Source organism: Jiangella anatolica (assembly GCF_003236295.1).
Classification (GTDB): Bacteria; Actinomycetota; Actinomycetes; order Jiangellales; family Jiangellaceae; genus Jiangella; species Jiangella anatolica.
Genome location: NZ_POTW01000133.1, coordinates 1 through 14,741, shown reverse-complemented (window position 1 = coordinate 14,741; position 14,741 = coordinate 1). Strand labels below are relative to the sequence as shown.

Genomic DNA, 14,741 nt, shown 5'->3' with positions numbered 1-14,741 from the left:
GGCCTCCCCCGCGACGACCGGCACGATCCGCGGCGCCACCGCGACGACGGCCGGATCGGCGAAGTGCCCGGCCAGCCGGTCCAGCCACCCCGGCGACGGCACGCAGTCGCTGTCCACGAACGCCACCACCCCCGCCTCGGCACGCTCCAGGGCACCGCTTGGCACGCCCGCGGCGACCTCCGACGCCCGAATTGCACCTTTCGAGGTGCGCTCCGACGTGCCAAAGCCGGCGGGAGCGAGGCCGGCAAGGGCGGCGAGGCCGGTGTTGCGCGCGGCGGCAGGGCCGCCGGAGACCGGGCGCCGAATGAGCCGAGCGCCGTGCCGGTCGGCCACCGCGGCGACCGCCGCCGGGTCCACCGAGCCGTCGTCGACCACGATGACGTCGGCGCCGGCCAGCGCGGCCAGGCACCGGGACAACGCCTCCGAACGGTCGCGGACCGGCACGATCACCGTCACGTCGGTGGCAGGCGGACGCGGCGGCTGGGCAGCGGCGCCGGCCGCCGGCTCACCCGGCTGCGCGACACCACCGGACACAGCCGGCCGCGGGTGCGCACCGCCACCGGCCACCGGCGGGCGGGGGTGTGCGACCCCGGCGTCGAGCAAGCGGCGGGCGAGCCGCGCCGTCGGCTCGTCCCTCACGTATCCGGACGCGCGCAGCCGCTGGAACGCCGCGACCCCGGCCGCCGACAGCTTGAGCGCCCGCCGCGGCGACCCGCCGAGCAGCACCCGGCCGCCGTCGAGCACCCGCGTGTGCCGGTCCAGCACCACGCCGAACCCGGCGGGCAGACCAGGGCTCACGAGGCGACCCAGGCGGCCACGGCGGTGACGAGGTCGGCGGCGAGGCCGTCGAAGATCTCCCGCCCGGCCGACGCCGACGCTCCGGCCGGATCGCCGAGCACGCCGTTCGGGCTGACCGAGCGGACGCCGCCGGACCGCAGCGCCGGCATCAGCTCCTCCAGCGGCGCCACCGCACCCGCCTCGGCCGCGGACAGGACGACCCGCGACGCGGACAGGTGCAGCTGTAGCGACGTCTCGACGAAGCCGGCGTGCGCGTCGCCGGACCAGCGCGGGAACCAGGCCAGCACATCGCGCGACTCCGCCGTCAACGTCGCCAGCGCCGCGCGCACCGCCTCCAGGTTCCCGCCGTGGCCGGACACCACGAGCAGCCGCGGGAACGTCGCCGACGCCGAGCGGCCCAGCTCGATCAGCACCTGGGTCAACGCGGCCGTGCCGATCGACACCGTCCCCGGGAAGTCCTGGTGCTCGCCGCTCGCGCCGTACGGCAGCAGCGGGGCCACCACGACGTCGGAACGCGCCGCCGCCAGCGCCCCACACAGGGCGACCGCCACGTCGGCGTCCGTCGACAACGGCAGATGCGGACCGTGCTGCTCGGTCGAGCCGATCGGCAGCGCCAGGATCGCGTCGGACGGAACGGACGGCCAGCGCAGGTCACCCAACAGCGTCACGCGAACATCTCCCCCAGTGCCGGTGCCACCTCACGATAGCCGCCGACGCGGAACAGCCGGCCGCGGCCGAGCCGAGCGAGGTCGCGGCCCAGGTCGGCGTCGTGCTCGCCGGACGTGTCCAGCAGGACGTCCAGGCGGGGCAGCCGGGTGGCGAACGGACGCGGGTCCGGGCCGGCGTTGTGCACGCAGTCCGACAGCAGCACGACGCGGGCGTCCCGCGCCGGCGCCCGGGCCAACTCGCGCGTGGCCACCTGCAGCGGGAACGCGACGTTGGTCAGGCCCTTCGCGGGGATCCGCAGCAGCGTGTCGAGCAGCCGCTGCGGCGACGCCCGCTCGCCCAGGTGCGCCAGCACGGCGGCGTCGGACCAGAACGCGATCGCGGCGACGTCGTCGGCGGACAGCTCCGCGGCCAGCGCGCCCAGGGCGGCCGCCGCCGTCCGGACCCGCTCGCCGCGCATCGACCCGGACACGTCCACGAGCAGCGCGACCGAGCGCCGGGCCCGGACCCGCTCCCGCACGATGATGTCGTCGTCCTCCGGGACCGGATGCTCGACCAGCTGCTCCAGCGTCCGGTCCAGGTCGATCTCGTCGGAGCCGCCGCGGTAGCGGACGCTGGCCAGCTCGCCGGCGCCGCGCCGCGCGGTCACGTCGCGACGGGGTCGCGGCACCGCCAGCCGCGCCGCGATCTGCCGGGCCCGGCGCAGCACCTCCGGGTCGGGCTCGGCGTCGGCCGGCACCGCCGACAAGAGCGTCGCCTCCTCGGACGTCGTCCCGGGCGCGGCCGACCCCGGCGGCGCCCGGCGCGGTCCCGGCGGCCGGAGCCCGCCCGGCGCCACCAGGCTCCCGCCGCCACCGGACGACGACACGTCGTGCAGCACCGGGTCGTCGTCCAGCTGCTTCGGCCGCCGCCGCAGCGGCTTCAGCCCATTCGGAGAAGGAGACGAGGCCCGCCGCCGCACCGGCGACGACGCCTCGACCGTCCTTCAACCCGGCGCGGCCGCCGCGGGCTGCAGGATGAAGTGGTCCTCCCAGATCGTCCGCAGCACCCGCTCCGGCGTCGTCTCGACGGTCTCGTCGAGGAAGATCCGGCCCGACAGCGCGACGACCATCGCGTCGAACACGACGTCCGGATAGGCCGGATCCGACGCCGACACGACGCCGGCCAGGCCGAGCAGTTGGCCGGCCACCAGCGTCAGGTCGATGGCGCCGCGGACGCTGCTGCCCTGCCGGAGGTCGTCGTGCGTGCGGGTGGCCCGGGTGACGGCGACGGCGTCGGCGACCAGCCGCTCGTACAGCAGCGGATCGGCGCCGGCCAGCGGCGCCCGCAGCGCGACGATGCCGCACTCGGCGTCGGCGTCCTGGTAGCCGATCGCCAGCCGGCACAGCCGGTCGTGCACGCTGGTCGACAGCCGAGTGGTGCCGACGTTGTCGAACGGGTTCATCGACGCGATCACCCGGAACGTCGGCGCCGCCACGACGGCGCCGACCCGCGGCACCGCGATCTCCCGCTCGGCCATCGCCGTGAGCAGCGTGTTCAGCGTGTCCTCGGGCGCCCGGTTGAACTCCTCGACATAGAGGAACCCACCGGACCGCATCGCCGCCAGCAGCGGCCCGTCGACGAAGTTCTCCGGGCTGTAGTCCTCGCGCAGCACCCGGGCCGGGTTGTGGTGGCCGACCAGCTTGGCCGGGGTGAGGTCGGCGTTGCCCTCGACGAACACCAGCGGGATGCCCCACTCGGCGGTGATGGCCCGCAGCAGCGTGCTCTTGCTGGTGCCGGGCGGGCCCTCCAGGATGATGTCCCGTCCGGCGGCGACGGCGGCCAGCACCACGGTCAGCTCATGGTCGCGGCCCACCAGGCGCCGCCGGACCCGGTCGCGGACCTCCGTCAGCGCCGTCATCGCGACCTCCTACTTGATCGTGTAGCCGGCGTCGACCTTCAGCTCCAGCCCGGTGACGTACCTGGCCTCGTCGGAGGCGAGGAACAGCACCGCGTTGCTGATGTCGACCGGGTCCACCCAGGGCACCGGCAGCGCGTTGATGGTCCGGAACACCGGCTCGGCGTCGGCTCGCGAGGGATGCTCCGCGTCGGGCAGGAACAGCCGGTAGGTGGACTCGTTCTGGATCATCCCGGTGTCGACGCTGGTCGGGTGGACGGTGTTGACGCGGATCGAGTGCGGCGCCAGCTCCAGCGCCAGCGTCCGCATCAACCCGACGACGGCGTGCTTGGACGCCGTGTACGGCGCGACGTTCGGCGTGCCCTTGAGCCCGGCCGTCGAGCTGGTGATGACGATCGACCCACCGGAGCCCTGCTCGATCAGGTGCGGGATGGCCGCCTTGCAGGTGTGCCAGACGCCGGTCTGGTTGATGTCGGTGACGTCGCGCCAGTCCTGCTCGGACACCAGGTGCGACTGGTCGCCGAAGATGAAGATGCCGGCGTTCGCGCTGACGATGTCGACGTGCCCGAGCTGGGCCACGCCGTCGTCCAGCGCCGACTTCAGCGCGTCGTAGTCGCGCACGTCGGCCTTGGTCGCGACGATGCGCCGATCCAGCGCCTCCACCTGCTCGACGGTCTCGGCGAGGTCGGCCTCCGTCGCCCCGGCGTAGAACCGGCTGACGCTGGGGATGTCCTCGCAGATGTCGACGGCGATGATGTCGGCGCCCTCCTGCGCCAGCCGCACCGCGTGGCTGCGGCCCTGGCCACGTGCCGCACCGGTGATGAACGCGACCTTGCCCTCGACCCGTCCCGCCACGGTCAGGCCCTCACTTCTTGTTGGTGAAGCCGGCATCGACGGGGAGCGTCACCCCGGTGACGTAGCGGGCGTCGTCGGAGACCAGCCACAGGATCGCGTTGGAGATGTCGACCGCCTCGAGCATCGGCACCGGCAGTGCGTTGGCCATCGCGTTGGACAGGCTCGGGTCGTTCTGCAGGAACTCCTGCATGACGTCGTTGACGACCATCGGCGTGTTGACGCCGGTCGGGTGGACAGTGTTGACCCGGATCGAGTGCTCGGCCAGCACGTTCGCGTACGAGCGCATCAGCCCGACCACGCCGTGCTTCGACGCGGTGTAGCCGAGGCCGCCGGGCTGGCTGCCGCCGATGCCGTTGATGCCGGCGGTCGAGCTGGTGATGACGATCGCGCCGCCGCCGCGCTCGATCAGCGACTGCTTGGCCACCTCGACGGTGTTGTAGACGCCGGTGAGGTTGACCGCGAGCACGTCGTCCCACTCGTTCGGCCGGACGTTCACGCCCATCGGTGCGATGCCGGCGTTGGCCAGGACGACGTCGACGCCGCCGAGCTCGGCGACCCCGCCTTCGAAGGCCGCCTGCAGCGCGTCGCGGTCGCGGACGTCGGCCTCGGCCGCGACGATGCGCCGGTCCAGCGCCTCGACCTCCTTGACCGTCTCGGCCAGGTCCTCCGGCGTCGACATCGGGTACGCGACGGAGTCGATCTGCTTGCAGATGTCGACGGCGATGATGTCGGCGCCCTCCTGCGCCAGCCGGATCGCGTGGCTGCGGCCCTGGCCGCGGGCCGCGCCGGTGATGAAGGCGACCTTGCCCTCGAGCTTGCCCATCGATGCTCTCCTCACTCCACGAGTCGGTTCACGGGGTCACTTCACGAAGAAGCCGCCGTCGACCGGCAGGGTCACGCCGGTGATGTAGCGCGCCTCGTCCGAGGCCAGGAACAGGACGGCGTTGGAGATGTCCACGGCCTCGAGCCACGGGATGTCCAGGGCGTGCAACGACGTGAACACGCCCATCGCGTCGTCGCGGGTCGGGCTCTCCAGGTCCGGCCGGAACAGCCGGTAGATCGCGTCGTTCTGCACCATCGGCGTGTTCACGACGCCCGGGTGCACGGAGTTGACCCGGATGCCGTCGGGCGCGAGCTCGTTGGCCAGCGTGCGCATCAGCCCGACGACGCCGTGCTTCGCCGAGACGTAGGCGGCGAGGTTCGCCATGCCCTTGAGCCCCGCGCCGGAGCTGGTGATGACGATCGACCCGCCGCCGGCCGCGCGCAGGTGCGGCACGGCCGCCTTGCAGGTGTGCCAGACCCCGGTCAGGTTGACGTCGATGGTGTTCTGCCAACTGCGCTCGTCCATGTCGGCCGTCGGCGTGCCCAGCTCACTGATGCCGGCGTTGGCCGCCACGATGTCGAGCCGCCCGAGCTGGGCGACCCCGTCGGCGACGGCGGCGCTGACGGCGTCGTAGTCGCGGACGTCGGCCTGGACGGCGAGGATGCGCCGGTCCAGGGCCTCGACGTCCTTGACCGTCTGTTCCAGGTCCTCCGGCGACGCCATCGGGAACGGAACGGTGTCGATCTGGCCGCAGATGTCGACGGCGATGATGTCGGCGCCCTCCTGCGCCAGCCGGACCGCGTGGCTGCGGCCCTGCCCGCGCGCCGCACCGGTGATGAACGCGACCTTCCCGCTGACACGCCCCATTGCGTGCCCCCTCTCGGTCAGTACTGGGTGTTGCCCGCGTCGACGGTCATGGTCAGCGCGGTGACGTAGCGGGCCTCGTCGGAGGCGAGGAACAGCACGGCGTTGCTGATGTCCACCGGCTGGGTGATCTCGACCGGCAGGCTGTTGGTGAACATGCCGGCCAGCCGCGGGTGCTCCTGCAGCCAGGCGCCGATCTGGGCCATCCCGTCGCCCGCGCCCATCGGCGTGTCGACGCCGGTCGGGTGGACGCTGTTGACGCGGATGTGGTGCTCGGCCAGCTCGTGCGCGAACGCCCGCATCAGCCCGACGACGCCGTGCTTGGCGGCGACATAGGGGGTGAGGAACGGCAGCCCCTTGAGGCCGGCGGCGGAGCTGGTGAGCACGATCGACCCGCCGCCGGCGGCGACGAGGTGCGGCGCGGCCAGCTGGACGGTGTTCCAGACGCCGGTGAGGTTGATGTCGAGCGTGTCGCGGAAGACCTCCGGCGTCACCTCGTCCCATGGCGCGAGGATGCAGATGCCGGCGTTGGCCACGACGACGTCCAGCCGCCCCAGCTCGGCCACGCCCTCGTCGATGGCCGCCTTCATCGCGTCGCGGTCGCGGACGTCGGCCTGCCGGGCGACGATGCGGCGGTCCAGCGCCTCGACGTCCTTGACGGTCTGTTCCAGGTCAGCCGGCGTGGCCGGTGGATAGCCGATCCCGGGCACCGGGCCGCAGAGATCGATCGCGATGATGTCGGCGCCCTCCTGCGCCAGCCGGACCGCGTGGCTGCGGCCCTGGCCGCGTGCCGCACCGGTGATGAACGCCACCTTGCCTTCGACACGCCCCATCGCGCGCCTCCTTCGGATGTCAGGTGCTGCTACGCACCCCGCTGAGATCCAGGCCCGCCAGCGGGCTCTCTTCGCACGCGCTGACCGGCGGCCGGTCCGGCCGCCGCAGCGCGATGGTGACCGGCACCGGACCGTGCCCGCCCGACGACGTGGCACGGCTGGTGGTCGACTGTGAGGACGCGCTGGGGTCGCGGCGGGGACGGCTCGCGGGCGCGGTCCGGTGCGAGTGGTCGACGGCCGGCTTGGGCGGCCGGACGTCGCCACGGGCCAGCAGCGCGTCGGCGCCGTAGCCCTGCACGCACTCCGGGTCCGGCCCGTCCAGCGGCAGGCCGGTGAAGAACTTCGCCGCCATGCAGCCGCCGCGGCAGGAGTCGAAGTGCTGGCACTTCGTGCAGGCGCCGCCGGTCTGCGGCGAGCGCAGGTCGGCGAACAGGTCCGACTCGCGCCAGACCCGGGTGAACCCGCCGCCGTCGCGCACGTTGCCGGCCAGGAACGACTCGTGGATGGCGAACGGGCACGCGTACACGTCGCCGACCGGGTCGATCAGGCAGACGACGCGGCCGGCGCCGCACAGGTTCAGCCCCGGCAGCGACTTTCCGTAGGCGGACAGGTGGAAGAACGAGTCGCCCGTGAGCACGTTGTCGCCGTGGTCGAGCAGCCAGTCGTACAGCTCGCGCTGCTGCTGCGCCGTCGGGTGCAGCTCGTCCCACACGTCGGCGCCCCGGCCGGACGGGCGCAGCCGGGTCAGCCGCAGCTGGGCGTCGTAGCGGTCGGCGATCGCCTTGAAGTCGTCGAGCTGGCCGGCGTTCTGCCGGGTCACGACCACGGAGATCTTGAACCCCTTGAACCCGGCGGCGGCCAGGTGCTCCATCGCCCGGATCGCGGTGGCGTACGAGCCGGGCCCGCGGACCAGGTCATTGACGTCGGCCGTCGCGCCGTCGAGGGAGATCTGCACGTCGACGTAGTCGCTGGCGGCCAGCCGGGCGGCGACGTCGGCGTCGATCTTGACCCCGTTGGTGGAGAACTTCACCCCGACGCGGTGTGCGGTCGCGTAGTCGACCAGCTCCCAGAAGTCCGGCCGCACCGTCGGCTCGCCGCCGCCGATGTTCACGTAGAACACCTGCATCCGCTCGAGCTCGTCGATGACCGCCTTGCACTCCTGCGTGCTCAGCTCGCGCGGGTCGCGCCGCCCCGAGCTGGACAGGCAGTGCACGCAGGACAGGTTGCAGGCGTAGGTGAGCTCCCAGGTGAGGCAGATGGGCGCGTCGAGGCCGTACTCGAACAGCTCGACCAGCTTCGTCTGGGTCATGAGGTCCTCTCGACGACCATCTGGGACTGCACCAGGACACCCAGCGCCTTCTCGTACTTCGGCAGCTCCGCACCCTCGACACCGGCCGCCGCGCAGGCGGCGCGCGCCGACGGCTCGTCCGCGAGCGAGCGCACGACGGCCAGCAGCGTCCGGTCCTTGAGGAAGGAGAGCCGCCGGGTGCCGAAGTGGTACAGCAGCGCCCCGAACGGCTCGGGCCGGACGGCGACCTGCGGGTGCAGGTCGAAGGGCCGGTCCAGGTCGACGGCGGGCACGGCGGCGCTCAGTACACGCCGCACATGCCGTCGATGGAGACCTCTTCCACCAGAGAGTCGTCCTCGACGAGATCGTCCGGCTCGGTCACCGCTGCCTGATCCCTCTGGGTCATGAAAAACTCCTGCAGGTCGAGTGATGGCGGTATGGTTCGGATGCTAATGGCACTCAGTGCCGAATGGAAGGGGGTGAGCCCACATTGCCCACTGACGACGGCTCCCGTGCAGGTGAGAGCGGTGCACCTCGGCTCGGGCGCCGCCCCTCCACGACCCAGGCGGAGCTCAGCCACGTCGCGCTGACGCTGTTCGCCGAGCGCGGCTTCGAGGACACCACCGTCGACGACATCGCGGCCGCGGCCGGCATCGGGCGACGCACGTTCTTCCGCTACTTCGCCTCCAAGAACGACCTGCCGTGGGGCGACTTCGACGCCCAGCTCGACGGCATGCGCCGGCACCTGGACGGCCTCCCCGACGACCTCCCGCTGATGGACGCCGTCTGCGCCGCCGTCATCGAGTTCAACCGCATCCCGCCGGAGGAGGTGCCGTGGCACCGGCAGCGGATGCGGCTGCTGCTGAACGTCCCGGCGCTGCTGGCGCACTCGACGCTGCGGTTCAAGGCGTGGCGCGACGTCGTCGCCGAGTACGCCGCGCGCCGGCTCGGCGTGCCGGCGGACAGCCTGGAACCGCAGGCGCTGGCGTGGACGATGCTCGGCATCGCGCTGGCGGCGTACGAGCAGTGGCTCGTGCACGAGGACGCCGACCTGAGCGAGCTGCTCGAGTCCGCCCTGCGCATGCTCGGCGAGCGGTTCGCGTCGTGACGCTGCCCGCGGACTTCGGCGTCGCGCTGGACCCGGGCGCCTGGCTGGACGGTGGCGTGCTGTTCGGCGGGACGCCGTTCCGGGTGGTGACGCTGTCCGCGGCGCAACGGGCGACGGTGGACCGGTGGCTGGCCGGCGGGCGCATCGGCTCCGACGGCGTGCTGGCGCGGGCGCTGGTGGCGGCCGGGCTGGCGCTGCCGCTGCCGCCGGAGCCGGCGCGCGACGCGTGGCCGCGGGTGAGCGTCGTGATCCCGGTGCGGGACCGGCCGCGGCAGCTGGCCCGATTGCTGAGCGCCCTGGGGTCCTCCGACGACGCCGTGCACGAGGTGATCGTCGTCGACGACGCGTCGGCCGACGCCGCCGCGCACGCCGCGGCGGCCGCGTCGGGCGGGGCACGGCTGATCCGGCTGGACCGGCAGCAGCGGGCGCCGGGCGCGCGGAACGCCGGCGCGGCCGTCGCGACCGGCGACGTGCTGGCGTTCGTCGACTCCGACTGCGTGCCGGAGGCGGGCTGGCTGGCGGCGCTGCTGCCGCACTTCGCCGACCCGGAGGTGGCCGCGGTCGCGCCCCGGGTCGTCGCGCTGGAGACCGGCCGGCGCGGCTGGCTGGATCGGTACGAGGAGCACCGCGCGCCCTACGACCGGGGCGCCTCGCCCGGTCTCGTCCGGCCCGGCGGGCGGATCCCGTTCGTCCCGACGGCGACGGTGCTGGTGCGGGCCGCGCACTTCCCCGGCTTCGACACGTCGCTGCGCGGCGGCGAGGACGTCGACCTGGCCTGGCGGCTCACGTCGGCCGGGCGCGCCGTGCGGTACGAGCCGGCGGCCCGGGTGGCACACGAGCACCTGACCGCGCCGCGGGCGTTCGCCGGACGCCGCGTCTACTACGGCCGGACCGCGGCGCCGCTGGCCCGCCGGCACCCCGGCGCCGCCCGGCCGCTGGCGATGTCGCCGTGGACGGCCGCCGCCTGGGCCGCCGTCGCGCTCCGGCGGCCGGTCGCCGCGGCCGCGATCACCGGTGCTGCGTGCGCGCTGCTGGCCCGCGAGCTGCGCGGCGTCGTGGCCGACCCGGTCCGGACGGCGGTCCGGCTGGCCGGCGGCGGCACGCTGCGGGCCGGCGAGGCGGTCGCGGACGCCGTCGTGCGGACGTGGTGGCCGGCCACGCTGGCCGCCGGCGTCCTCGTACCCCGGCTGCGTCCCGCGCTCGCCGCCGCCGTCGTCGTGCCGGCCGTGCTGGAGTGGCGGCGGCAGCGCCCGGACCTCGACCCCGTCCGCTGGCTGCTCACCCGGCGCCTGGACGACGCCGCGTACGGCTGGGGCGTGTGGTCCGGCGCGCTGGCCGCCGGCGAGCCCGACCCGCTGCGGCCGGACCTGGGCTGGCGGTTGCGGGTCGTGTCTGCGGACGAGCTGATCGGGGTCGGAGGGGGTGGGGGTGGCTGCGCCGGCTCCGCTTCGCGGCGGTGAAGCATGCCGCGTGCGCTCTTGACGCCGGCTCCGCCACCACCACCCCCTCCTCGGGTCCGCCTCAGCCGAGCGCCGCGAAGAACTCCTTGACGTCGGCGGCGAGCAGGTCCGGCGCCTCCAGGGCGGCGAAGTGGCCGCCGCGGTCGAACTCGGTCCAGCGCACCACGGCGCCCATCGGGTCGACGAGGTGCCGGATCGAGGTGTCGGCGGCGAAGACGGCGACCGCCCCCGGCGGCGGCGTGGGCAGTTCTTGCGGCTGGTCGCCGGCGGACTCCATGAACTGCCGGAACGCCTGCATGCCCTCGTAGACGACGTGCGCCGCGGTGGCGCCGGTGCCGGTGAACCAGTAGATGCTCACGTCGGTGAGCAGCCGGTCCCGGCCGACGGCGTCCTCGGGCAGGTCGGCCGCGGGGTCGGTCCACTCGCGGAACTTCTCCGCGATCCACGCCAGCTGCTCCACCGGCGAGTCCGCCAGCGCGTACGCCAGGGTCTGCGGCCGGGTGGCCTGCAGCGCGAGGTAGCCGATGCCGTCCTCGCGGAACTCGTTGAACCGCCGCGCCCGCACCTGCTCCGCGTCGGACAGCCCGTCGAGCTCGACCGGCGGGCCGAACGGGTACGGCGCCGGGCCGTTCGTGTGCGTGCCGACGACGCGGTCAGGATGCAGCATCGCCAGCAGGCCGGCCACCCCGGCGCCGACGTCGCCGGCCTGGGTCGCGAACCGCTCGTAGCCCAGCCGCGTCATCACCTCGGCCATCGCGCCGGCCACGCGGAACAGGTTGCCCCAGCCGGGTCCGGACAGCGGTGAGAAGCCGAACCCCGGCAGCGACGGGACGACCAGGTGGAACTCGTTGGTGAGCAGCGGGATCAGGTCGAGGAACTCGACGACGGAGCTCGGCCAGCCGTGCAGGAGCAGCAGCGGCAGCGCGTCCGGGTTGGCCGAGCGCACGTGCAGGAAGTGCACGTCCTGCCCGTCGACCGTCGTGACGAACTGCGGGTACGCGTTCAGCTCGGCCTCCGCGGCCCGCCAGTCGAACCCGTCGCGCCAGTACTCCACGAGCTCCTTCAGGTACGGCAGCGGGACGCCGCGCTCCCAGCCGGTGCCGGCGACCTCGACCGGCCAGCGGACGCCGGTCAGGCGGCGGCGCAGGTCGTCGACGTCGGCCTGCGGGATCTCGATGCGGAACGGCCGGATCTCGTTCATCGGGTGGTCTCCTTCAGGTCGGCGAAGAACGCGCGGACGTCGGCGGCCAGCAGGTCCGGGGACTCCAGCGCGGCGAAGTGGCCGCCCCGGTCGAACTCGGTCCAGCGGACGATCGTGTGGGCCGGGTCGGCGAAGCGGCGGATCGCGATGTCGGTGGTGAAGTTGGCGACGGCGGTCGGGACGGTGGACCGCTCGCGCGGCGCCCAGGCGGCGGCGTCGTGGAACCGCTCGTAGTAGGTGTGCGCGGTGGAGCTGGCGGTGTTGGTGAACCAGTAGATGCTGACGTTCGTGAGCAGCCGATCCCGGTCGACGGCGTCCTCGGGCAGCTCGGCTGCCGGGTCGGTCCAGTCCTTGAACTTCTCGACGATCCAGGCCAGCTGTGCCGCCGGCGAGTCGGTGAGCCCGTACGACACCGTCTGCGGCCGGGTGCCCTGTAGCTGCAGGTAGCCGCCGAGCTCCTGCTGGAAGCTCTCGAAGATCGCCATCCGTCGCTGCTCGGACTCCGTCAGCCCCTCGAGATCGCCGGACGGGAACGTCACGAGCGCGTTGACGTGCACGCCGACGACGTGGTCCGGCGCGGCTCGGGCGACCTCCGGGCCGATGAACCCGCTGACGTCGCCGCCCTGGACGCCGTAGCGGTCGTAGCCGAGCCGCTCCATCAGCGTCGCCATCGCGGCGCCGGACCGGCCGTCGGTCCAGCCGGTCTCGGTGACCGGGCCGGAGAATCCGTACCCCGGCAGCGACGGGATGACCAGGTGGAACCGGTCGGTGAGCAGCGGGATCAGGTCGAGGAACTCGACGAACGAGCCCGGCCAGCCGTGCAGGAGCAGCAGCGGCAGCGCGTTATCGGAGGCCGAGCGGACGTGGAGAAAGTGCACGTTCGCGCCGTCGATCGTGGTGGTGAACTGCGGGTGCTCGTTGAGCGCCTTCTCCTGTGCCCGCCAGTCGAAGCCGTCGCGCCAGTACGCGGCCAGCTCCCTCAGGTAGGCGGACGGGACCCCGCGCTCCCACCCGGTGCCGGCGACCTCGACCGGCCAGCGGGTGTTCGCCAGCCGCTCGCGCAGGTCGGCCACGTCGGCGTCGGGGATGTCGATGCGGAAGGGGCTGATCTCGGTGGAGTTCGTCATGCCGGTACTGTCTCGGCAATCGCGGCCAGTTACAGGCCGCAATTGCTGCCAGAATCGACGGCATGGTGGAAACCTCGGCCCGGCTGCTGAAGCTGCTGTCGTTGCTCCAGACGCGCCGCGACTGGGCCAGCGCCGACCTCGCCGGCCGGCTCGGCGTCGCCGTGCGCACCGTCCGGCGCGACGTCGAGCGGTTGCGCACGCTCGGCTATCCGGTCGACTCCACGCCCGGGGTGTCCGGCGGCTACCGGCTCGGTTCCGGCGCCGACATGCCGCCGCTGCTGCTGGACGACGAGGAGGCGGTCGCCGTCGCCGTCGGGCTGCGGACGGCGGCCGGCGGGTCGGTCACCGGCATCGAGGAGACGTCGGTGCGGGCGCTGGCCAAGCTGGAGCAGGTGCTGCCGGCCCGGCTGCGGCATCGGGTGACGGCGCTGTCGGCGGCGACGGTGCCGCTGCCGGTCGTCGGGCCGTCGGTGGACTCCGAGGTGCTGACGGCGATCGCGGCCACCGTCCGCGACCACGAGCGGCTCCGCTTCGACTACGTCGGCCACGACGGCGGCTCGTCGCGCCGCGAGGTCGAGCCGCACCGGCTGGTCAACCGCGGCCGCCGCTGGTACCTCGTCGCCTGGGACGTCGAGCGTGCCGACTGGCGCACGTTCCGCGTCGACCGGATGACGCCGACGATCCCGACCGGGCCGCGCTTCACCCCGCGCGAGGCGCCCGGCGGCGACGTTGCCGACTTCGTCAACCGCGGGCTGGACCTCGCGCACTGGCGCTACCGCGCGAGCCTGCGGCTGTACGCCCCGGCCGAAGCGGTGGCGAGCCGGCTGCCGGTGACGATCGCCGTCGAGCCGGAGACCGACCAGACCTGCGTCATCCACCCAGGCGCCGACAGCTACGAGATGATCGCCGTCTACACCGCCATGCTCGACGTCGACTTCGACGTCCTGGGACCACCCGAGTTCGCCGTCCACCTGCGCCGCATGGCCGCCCGCTACGTCCGCGCCGCGGACTCGGCTACCTCTCTGTAGCCACACATGTCTACATGTGAGTAGACTCGGCTGTATGAGCACGACGATACGGGTACCCCGCGAACTCCACGACCGGCTGTCGAAGTACGCCGCCGCGCATCACACCTCGCTCGCCGGTGCGATCGGGCGTGCGCTCGACGCCGAGGAACGGGCCGCGTTCTGGGACGACGTCCGGTCCACCATGGGGACCCGCGAAGGCGTCGACGAGCTGCGCGGCGAGACCGAGCGCTACGCCGGCTCACTCAAGGACGGCCTCGACCCGAATGAGCGCTGGGACGACATCCTCTGATGCGTGGCGACATCCACCTGTGCGACTTCGGCGATCCGATCGGATACGAGCAGGGCTATCGGCGCCCGGCCGTATCCGTGTCCTCCTCGAGCTTCGCCGCCACCGGCCTGGCGATCGTCCTCCCGGTCACCCGCACCAGGCGTGGCTACGCCACCCACGTCGAGTTGGAGCGCCCACTACCGGTCACCAGCTACGTGCAGTGCGAGCAGATCCGGCTTGTGTCGACCGAGCGGTTCATCAGGCACCTCGGCGTGGTCGACCCGATGGACATGGAGCGGATCGAACGGGTCCTGCGGCTGCTCTTGGACCTCTGAACAGATGAACGAGGGCGGCACCCCGGCTGGGGTACCGCCCTCGTACAGGTGGTGCTGGTGAAGCGGCGGGACTCAGAAGTCCATGCCGCCCATGCCACCGCTGGGGTCGGCGGGAGCGGCCGGGGTCTTCTCCGGCTTGTCCGCGACGACGGCCTCGGTGGTGAGGAACAGCCCCGCGATGGAGGCGGCG

General features: G+C 73.3%; 18 protein-coding genes. 5 read left to right on the top strand and 13 right to left on the bottom strand.

The annotated features are described in order from the left end of the window. The 11 genes from C1I92_RS35155 to mftA form a co-directional block, all read right to left on the bottom strand. A partial coding sequence (locus C1I92_RS35155; RefSeq protein WP_233507483.1) for a glycosyltransferase occupies positions 1-798 on the bottom strand: 798 nt, incomplete at its 3' end. Further along, complete coding sequence (mftE, locus tag C1I92_RS30810) at positions 795-1,466, bottom strand: mycofactocin biosynthesis peptidyl-dipeptidase MftE (RefSeq protein WP_111258456.1); 672 nt, start codon at positions 1,464-1,466, stop codon at positions 795-797. The genes C1I92_RS35155 and mftE, both read right to left, overlap by 4 nt. After that, on the bottom strand, positions 1,463-2,425 hold the full coding sequence (locus C1I92_RS30805; RefSeq protein WP_199521763.1) for a vWA domain-containing protein: 963 nt from the start codon (positions 2,423-2,425) through the stop codon (positions 1,463-1,465). Before C1I92_RS30805 ends, mftE begins: the two co-directional genes overlap by 4 nt. Positions 2,426-2,449: 24 nt before the next feature. Next, positions 2,450-3,364, bottom strand: a complete 915-nt coding sequence (locus C1I92_RS30800; RefSeq protein ID WP_111258455.1) for an AAA family ATPase — start codon at positions 3,362-3,364, stop codon at positions 2,450-2,452. Positions 3,365-3,373: 9 nt separating this feature from the next. After that, on the bottom strand, positions 3,374-4,216 hold the full coding sequence (locus tag C1I92_RS30795) for a mycofactocin-coupled SDR family oxidoreductase (protein WP_111258454.1): 843 nt from the start codon (positions 4,214-4,216) through the stop codon (positions 3,374-3,376). 10 nt (positions 4,217-4,226) lie between these two features. Next, a complete protein-coding gene (locus C1I92_RS30790; protein ID WP_111258453.1) occupies positions 4,227-5,039 on the bottom strand; it encodes a mycofactocin-coupled SDR family oxidoreductase in 813 nt (270 codons plus the stop codon). A 36-nt stretch (positions 5,040-5,075) separates the two neighbouring features. Next, positions 5,076-5,906, bottom strand: a complete 831-nt coding sequence (locus C1I92_RS30785) for a mycofactocin-coupled SDR family oxidoreductase (RefSeq protein WP_111258452.1) — start codon at positions 5,904-5,906, stop codon at positions 5,076-5,078. A gap of 17 nt (positions 5,907-5,923) precedes the next feature. Continuing rightward, a complete protein-coding gene (locus C1I92_RS30780) occupies positions 5,924-6,736 on the bottom strand; it encodes a mycofactocin-coupled SDR family oxidoreductase (protein WP_111258451.1) in 813 nt (270 codons plus the stop codon). Between the two features lie 19 nt (positions 6,737-6,755). Beyond that, on the bottom strand, positions 6,756-8,045 hold the full coding sequence (gene mftC, locus C1I92_RS30775) for a mycofactocin radical SAM maturase (protein WP_111258450.1): 1,290 nt from the start codon (positions 8,043-8,045) through the stop codon (positions 6,756-6,758). Then, positions 8,042-8,317 carry a mycofactocin biosynthesis chaperone MftB gene (gene mftB, locus C1I92_RS30770; RefSeq protein WP_111258449.1) on the bottom strand — a complete coding sequence of 92 codons (276 nt, stop codon included), beginning with the start codon at positions 8,315-8,317 and terminating at the stop codon, positions 8,042-8,044. Before mftB ends, mftC begins: the two co-directional genes overlap by 4 nt. An 8-nt stretch (positions 8,318-8,325) precedes the next feature. After that, complete coding sequence (gene mftA, locus C1I92_RS30765; protein WP_111258448.1) at positions 8,326-8,430, bottom strand: mycofactocin precursor MftA; 105 nt, start codon at positions 8,428-8,430, stop codon at positions 8,326-8,328. A gap of 84 nt (positions 8,431-8,514) precedes the next feature. On the opposite strand from mftA, the gene mftR reads away from it, so the two are divergent. Together mftR and mftF are read left to right on the top strand one after the other, a co-directional pair. Further along, the gene (gene mftR / locus C1I92_RS30760) at positions 8,515-9,132 is read left to right on the top strand and encodes a mycofactocin system transcriptional regulator MftR (RefSeq protein ID WP_233507481.1); all 618 of its coding nucleotides are present in this window, start codon (positions 8,515-8,517) and stop codon (positions 9,130-9,132) included. After that, complete coding sequence (mftF, locus tag C1I92_RS30755) at positions 9,129-10,592, top strand: mycofactocin biosynthesis glycosyltransferase MftF (RefSeq protein WP_158564361.1); 1,464 nt, start codon at positions 9,129-9,131, stop codon at positions 10,590-10,592. The genes mftR and mftF overlap by 4 nt, the downstream gene beginning before the upstream one ends. 61 nt (positions 10,593-10,653) lie before the next feature. Here the strand turns inward: mftF and C1I92_RS30750 are convergent, their stop codons facing one another. Both C1I92_RS30750 and C1I92_RS30745 read right to left on the bottom strand, forming a co-directional pair. After that, a complete protein-coding gene (locus C1I92_RS30750) occupies positions 10,654-11,793 on the bottom strand; it encodes an epoxide hydrolase family protein (RefSeq protein ID WP_111258445.1) in 1,140 nt (379 codons plus the stop codon). Beyond that, on the bottom strand, positions 11,790-12,920 hold the full coding sequence (locus tag C1I92_RS30745) for an epoxide hydrolase family protein (protein WP_111258444.1): 1,131 nt from the start codon (positions 12,918-12,920) through the stop codon (positions 11,790-11,792). Before C1I92_RS30745 ends, C1I92_RS30750 begins: the two co-directional genes overlap by 4 nt. Positions 12,921-12,982: 62 nt before the next feature. Here C1I92_RS30745 and C1I92_RS30740 point away from each other — a divergent pair, with 62 nt between their 5' ends. From C1I92_RS30740 to C1I92_RS30730, 3 genes are read left to right on the top strand one after another with little or no spacing between them, the layout of a single operon-like run. Continuing rightward, positions 12,983-13,948: a helix-turn-helix transcriptional regulator gene (locus C1I92_RS30740; protein ID WP_111258443.1), complete on the top strand. Its 966-nt coding sequence runs from the start codon at positions 12,983-12,985 to the stop codon at positions 13,946-13,948. Positions 13,949-13,982: 34 nt separating this feature from the next. After that, positions 13,983-14,237, top strand: coding sequence for a hypothetical protein (locus C1I92_RS30735; protein ID WP_111258442.1), 255 nt, complete (start codon positions 13,983-13,985; stop codon positions 14,235-14,237). Beyond that, positions 14,237-14,551: a type II toxin-antitoxin system PemK/MazF family toxin gene (locus C1I92_RS30730; RefSeq protein WP_199521762.1), complete on the top strand. Its 315-nt coding sequence runs from the start codon at positions 14,237-14,239 to the stop codon at positions 14,549-14,551. Before C1I92_RS30735 ends, C1I92_RS30730 begins: the two co-directional genes overlap by 1 nt. The last annotated feature ends 190 nt before the right edge of the window (positions 14,552-14,741 follow it).

Coding starts and splice junctions, on each gene's coding strand:
- mftC (WP_111258450.1), bottom strand. CDS start 8,045: ATGACCCAGACGAAGCTGGTCGAGCTGTTCGAGTACGGCCTCGACGCG.
- C1I92_RS30785 (WP_111258452.1), bottom strand. CDS start 5,906: ATGGGGCGTGTCAGCGGGAAGGTCGCGTTCATCACCGGTGCGGCGCGC.
- C1I92_RS30750 (WP_111258445.1), bottom strand. CDS start 11,793: ATGAACGAGATCCGGCCGTTCCGCATCGAGATCCCGCAGGCCGACGTC.
- C1I92_RS30740 (WP_111258443.1), top strand. CDS start 12,983: ATGGTGGAAACCTCGGCCCGGCTGCTGAAGCTGCTGTCGTTGCTCCAG.
- C1I92_RS30780 (WP_111258451.1), bottom strand. CDS start 6,736: ATGGGGCGTGTCGAAGGCAAGGTGGCGTTCATCACCGGTGCGGCACGC.
- C1I92_RS30745 (WP_111258444.1), bottom strand. CDS start 12,920: ATGACGAACTCCACCGAGATCAGCCCCTTCCGCATCGACATCCCCGAC.
- C1I92_RS30730 (WP_199521762.1), top strand. CDS start 14,237: ATGCGTGGCGACATCCACCTGTGCGACTTCGGCGATCCGATCGGATAC.
- mftA (WP_111258448.1), bottom strand. CDS start 8,430: ATGACCCAGAGGGATCAGGCAGCGGTGACCGAGCCGGACGATCTCGTC.
- C1I92_RS30800 (WP_111258455.1), bottom strand. CDS start 3,364: ATGACGGCGCTGACGGAGGTCCGCGACCGGGTCCGGCGGCGCCTGGTG.
- C1I92_RS30735 (WP_111258442.1), top strand. CDS start 13,983: ATGAGCACGACGATACGGGTACCCCGCGAACTCCACGACCGGCTGTCG.
- C1I92_RS30790 (WP_111258453.1), bottom strand. CDS start 5,039: ATGGGCAAGCTCGAGGGCAAGGTCGCCTTCATCACCGGCGCGGCCCGC.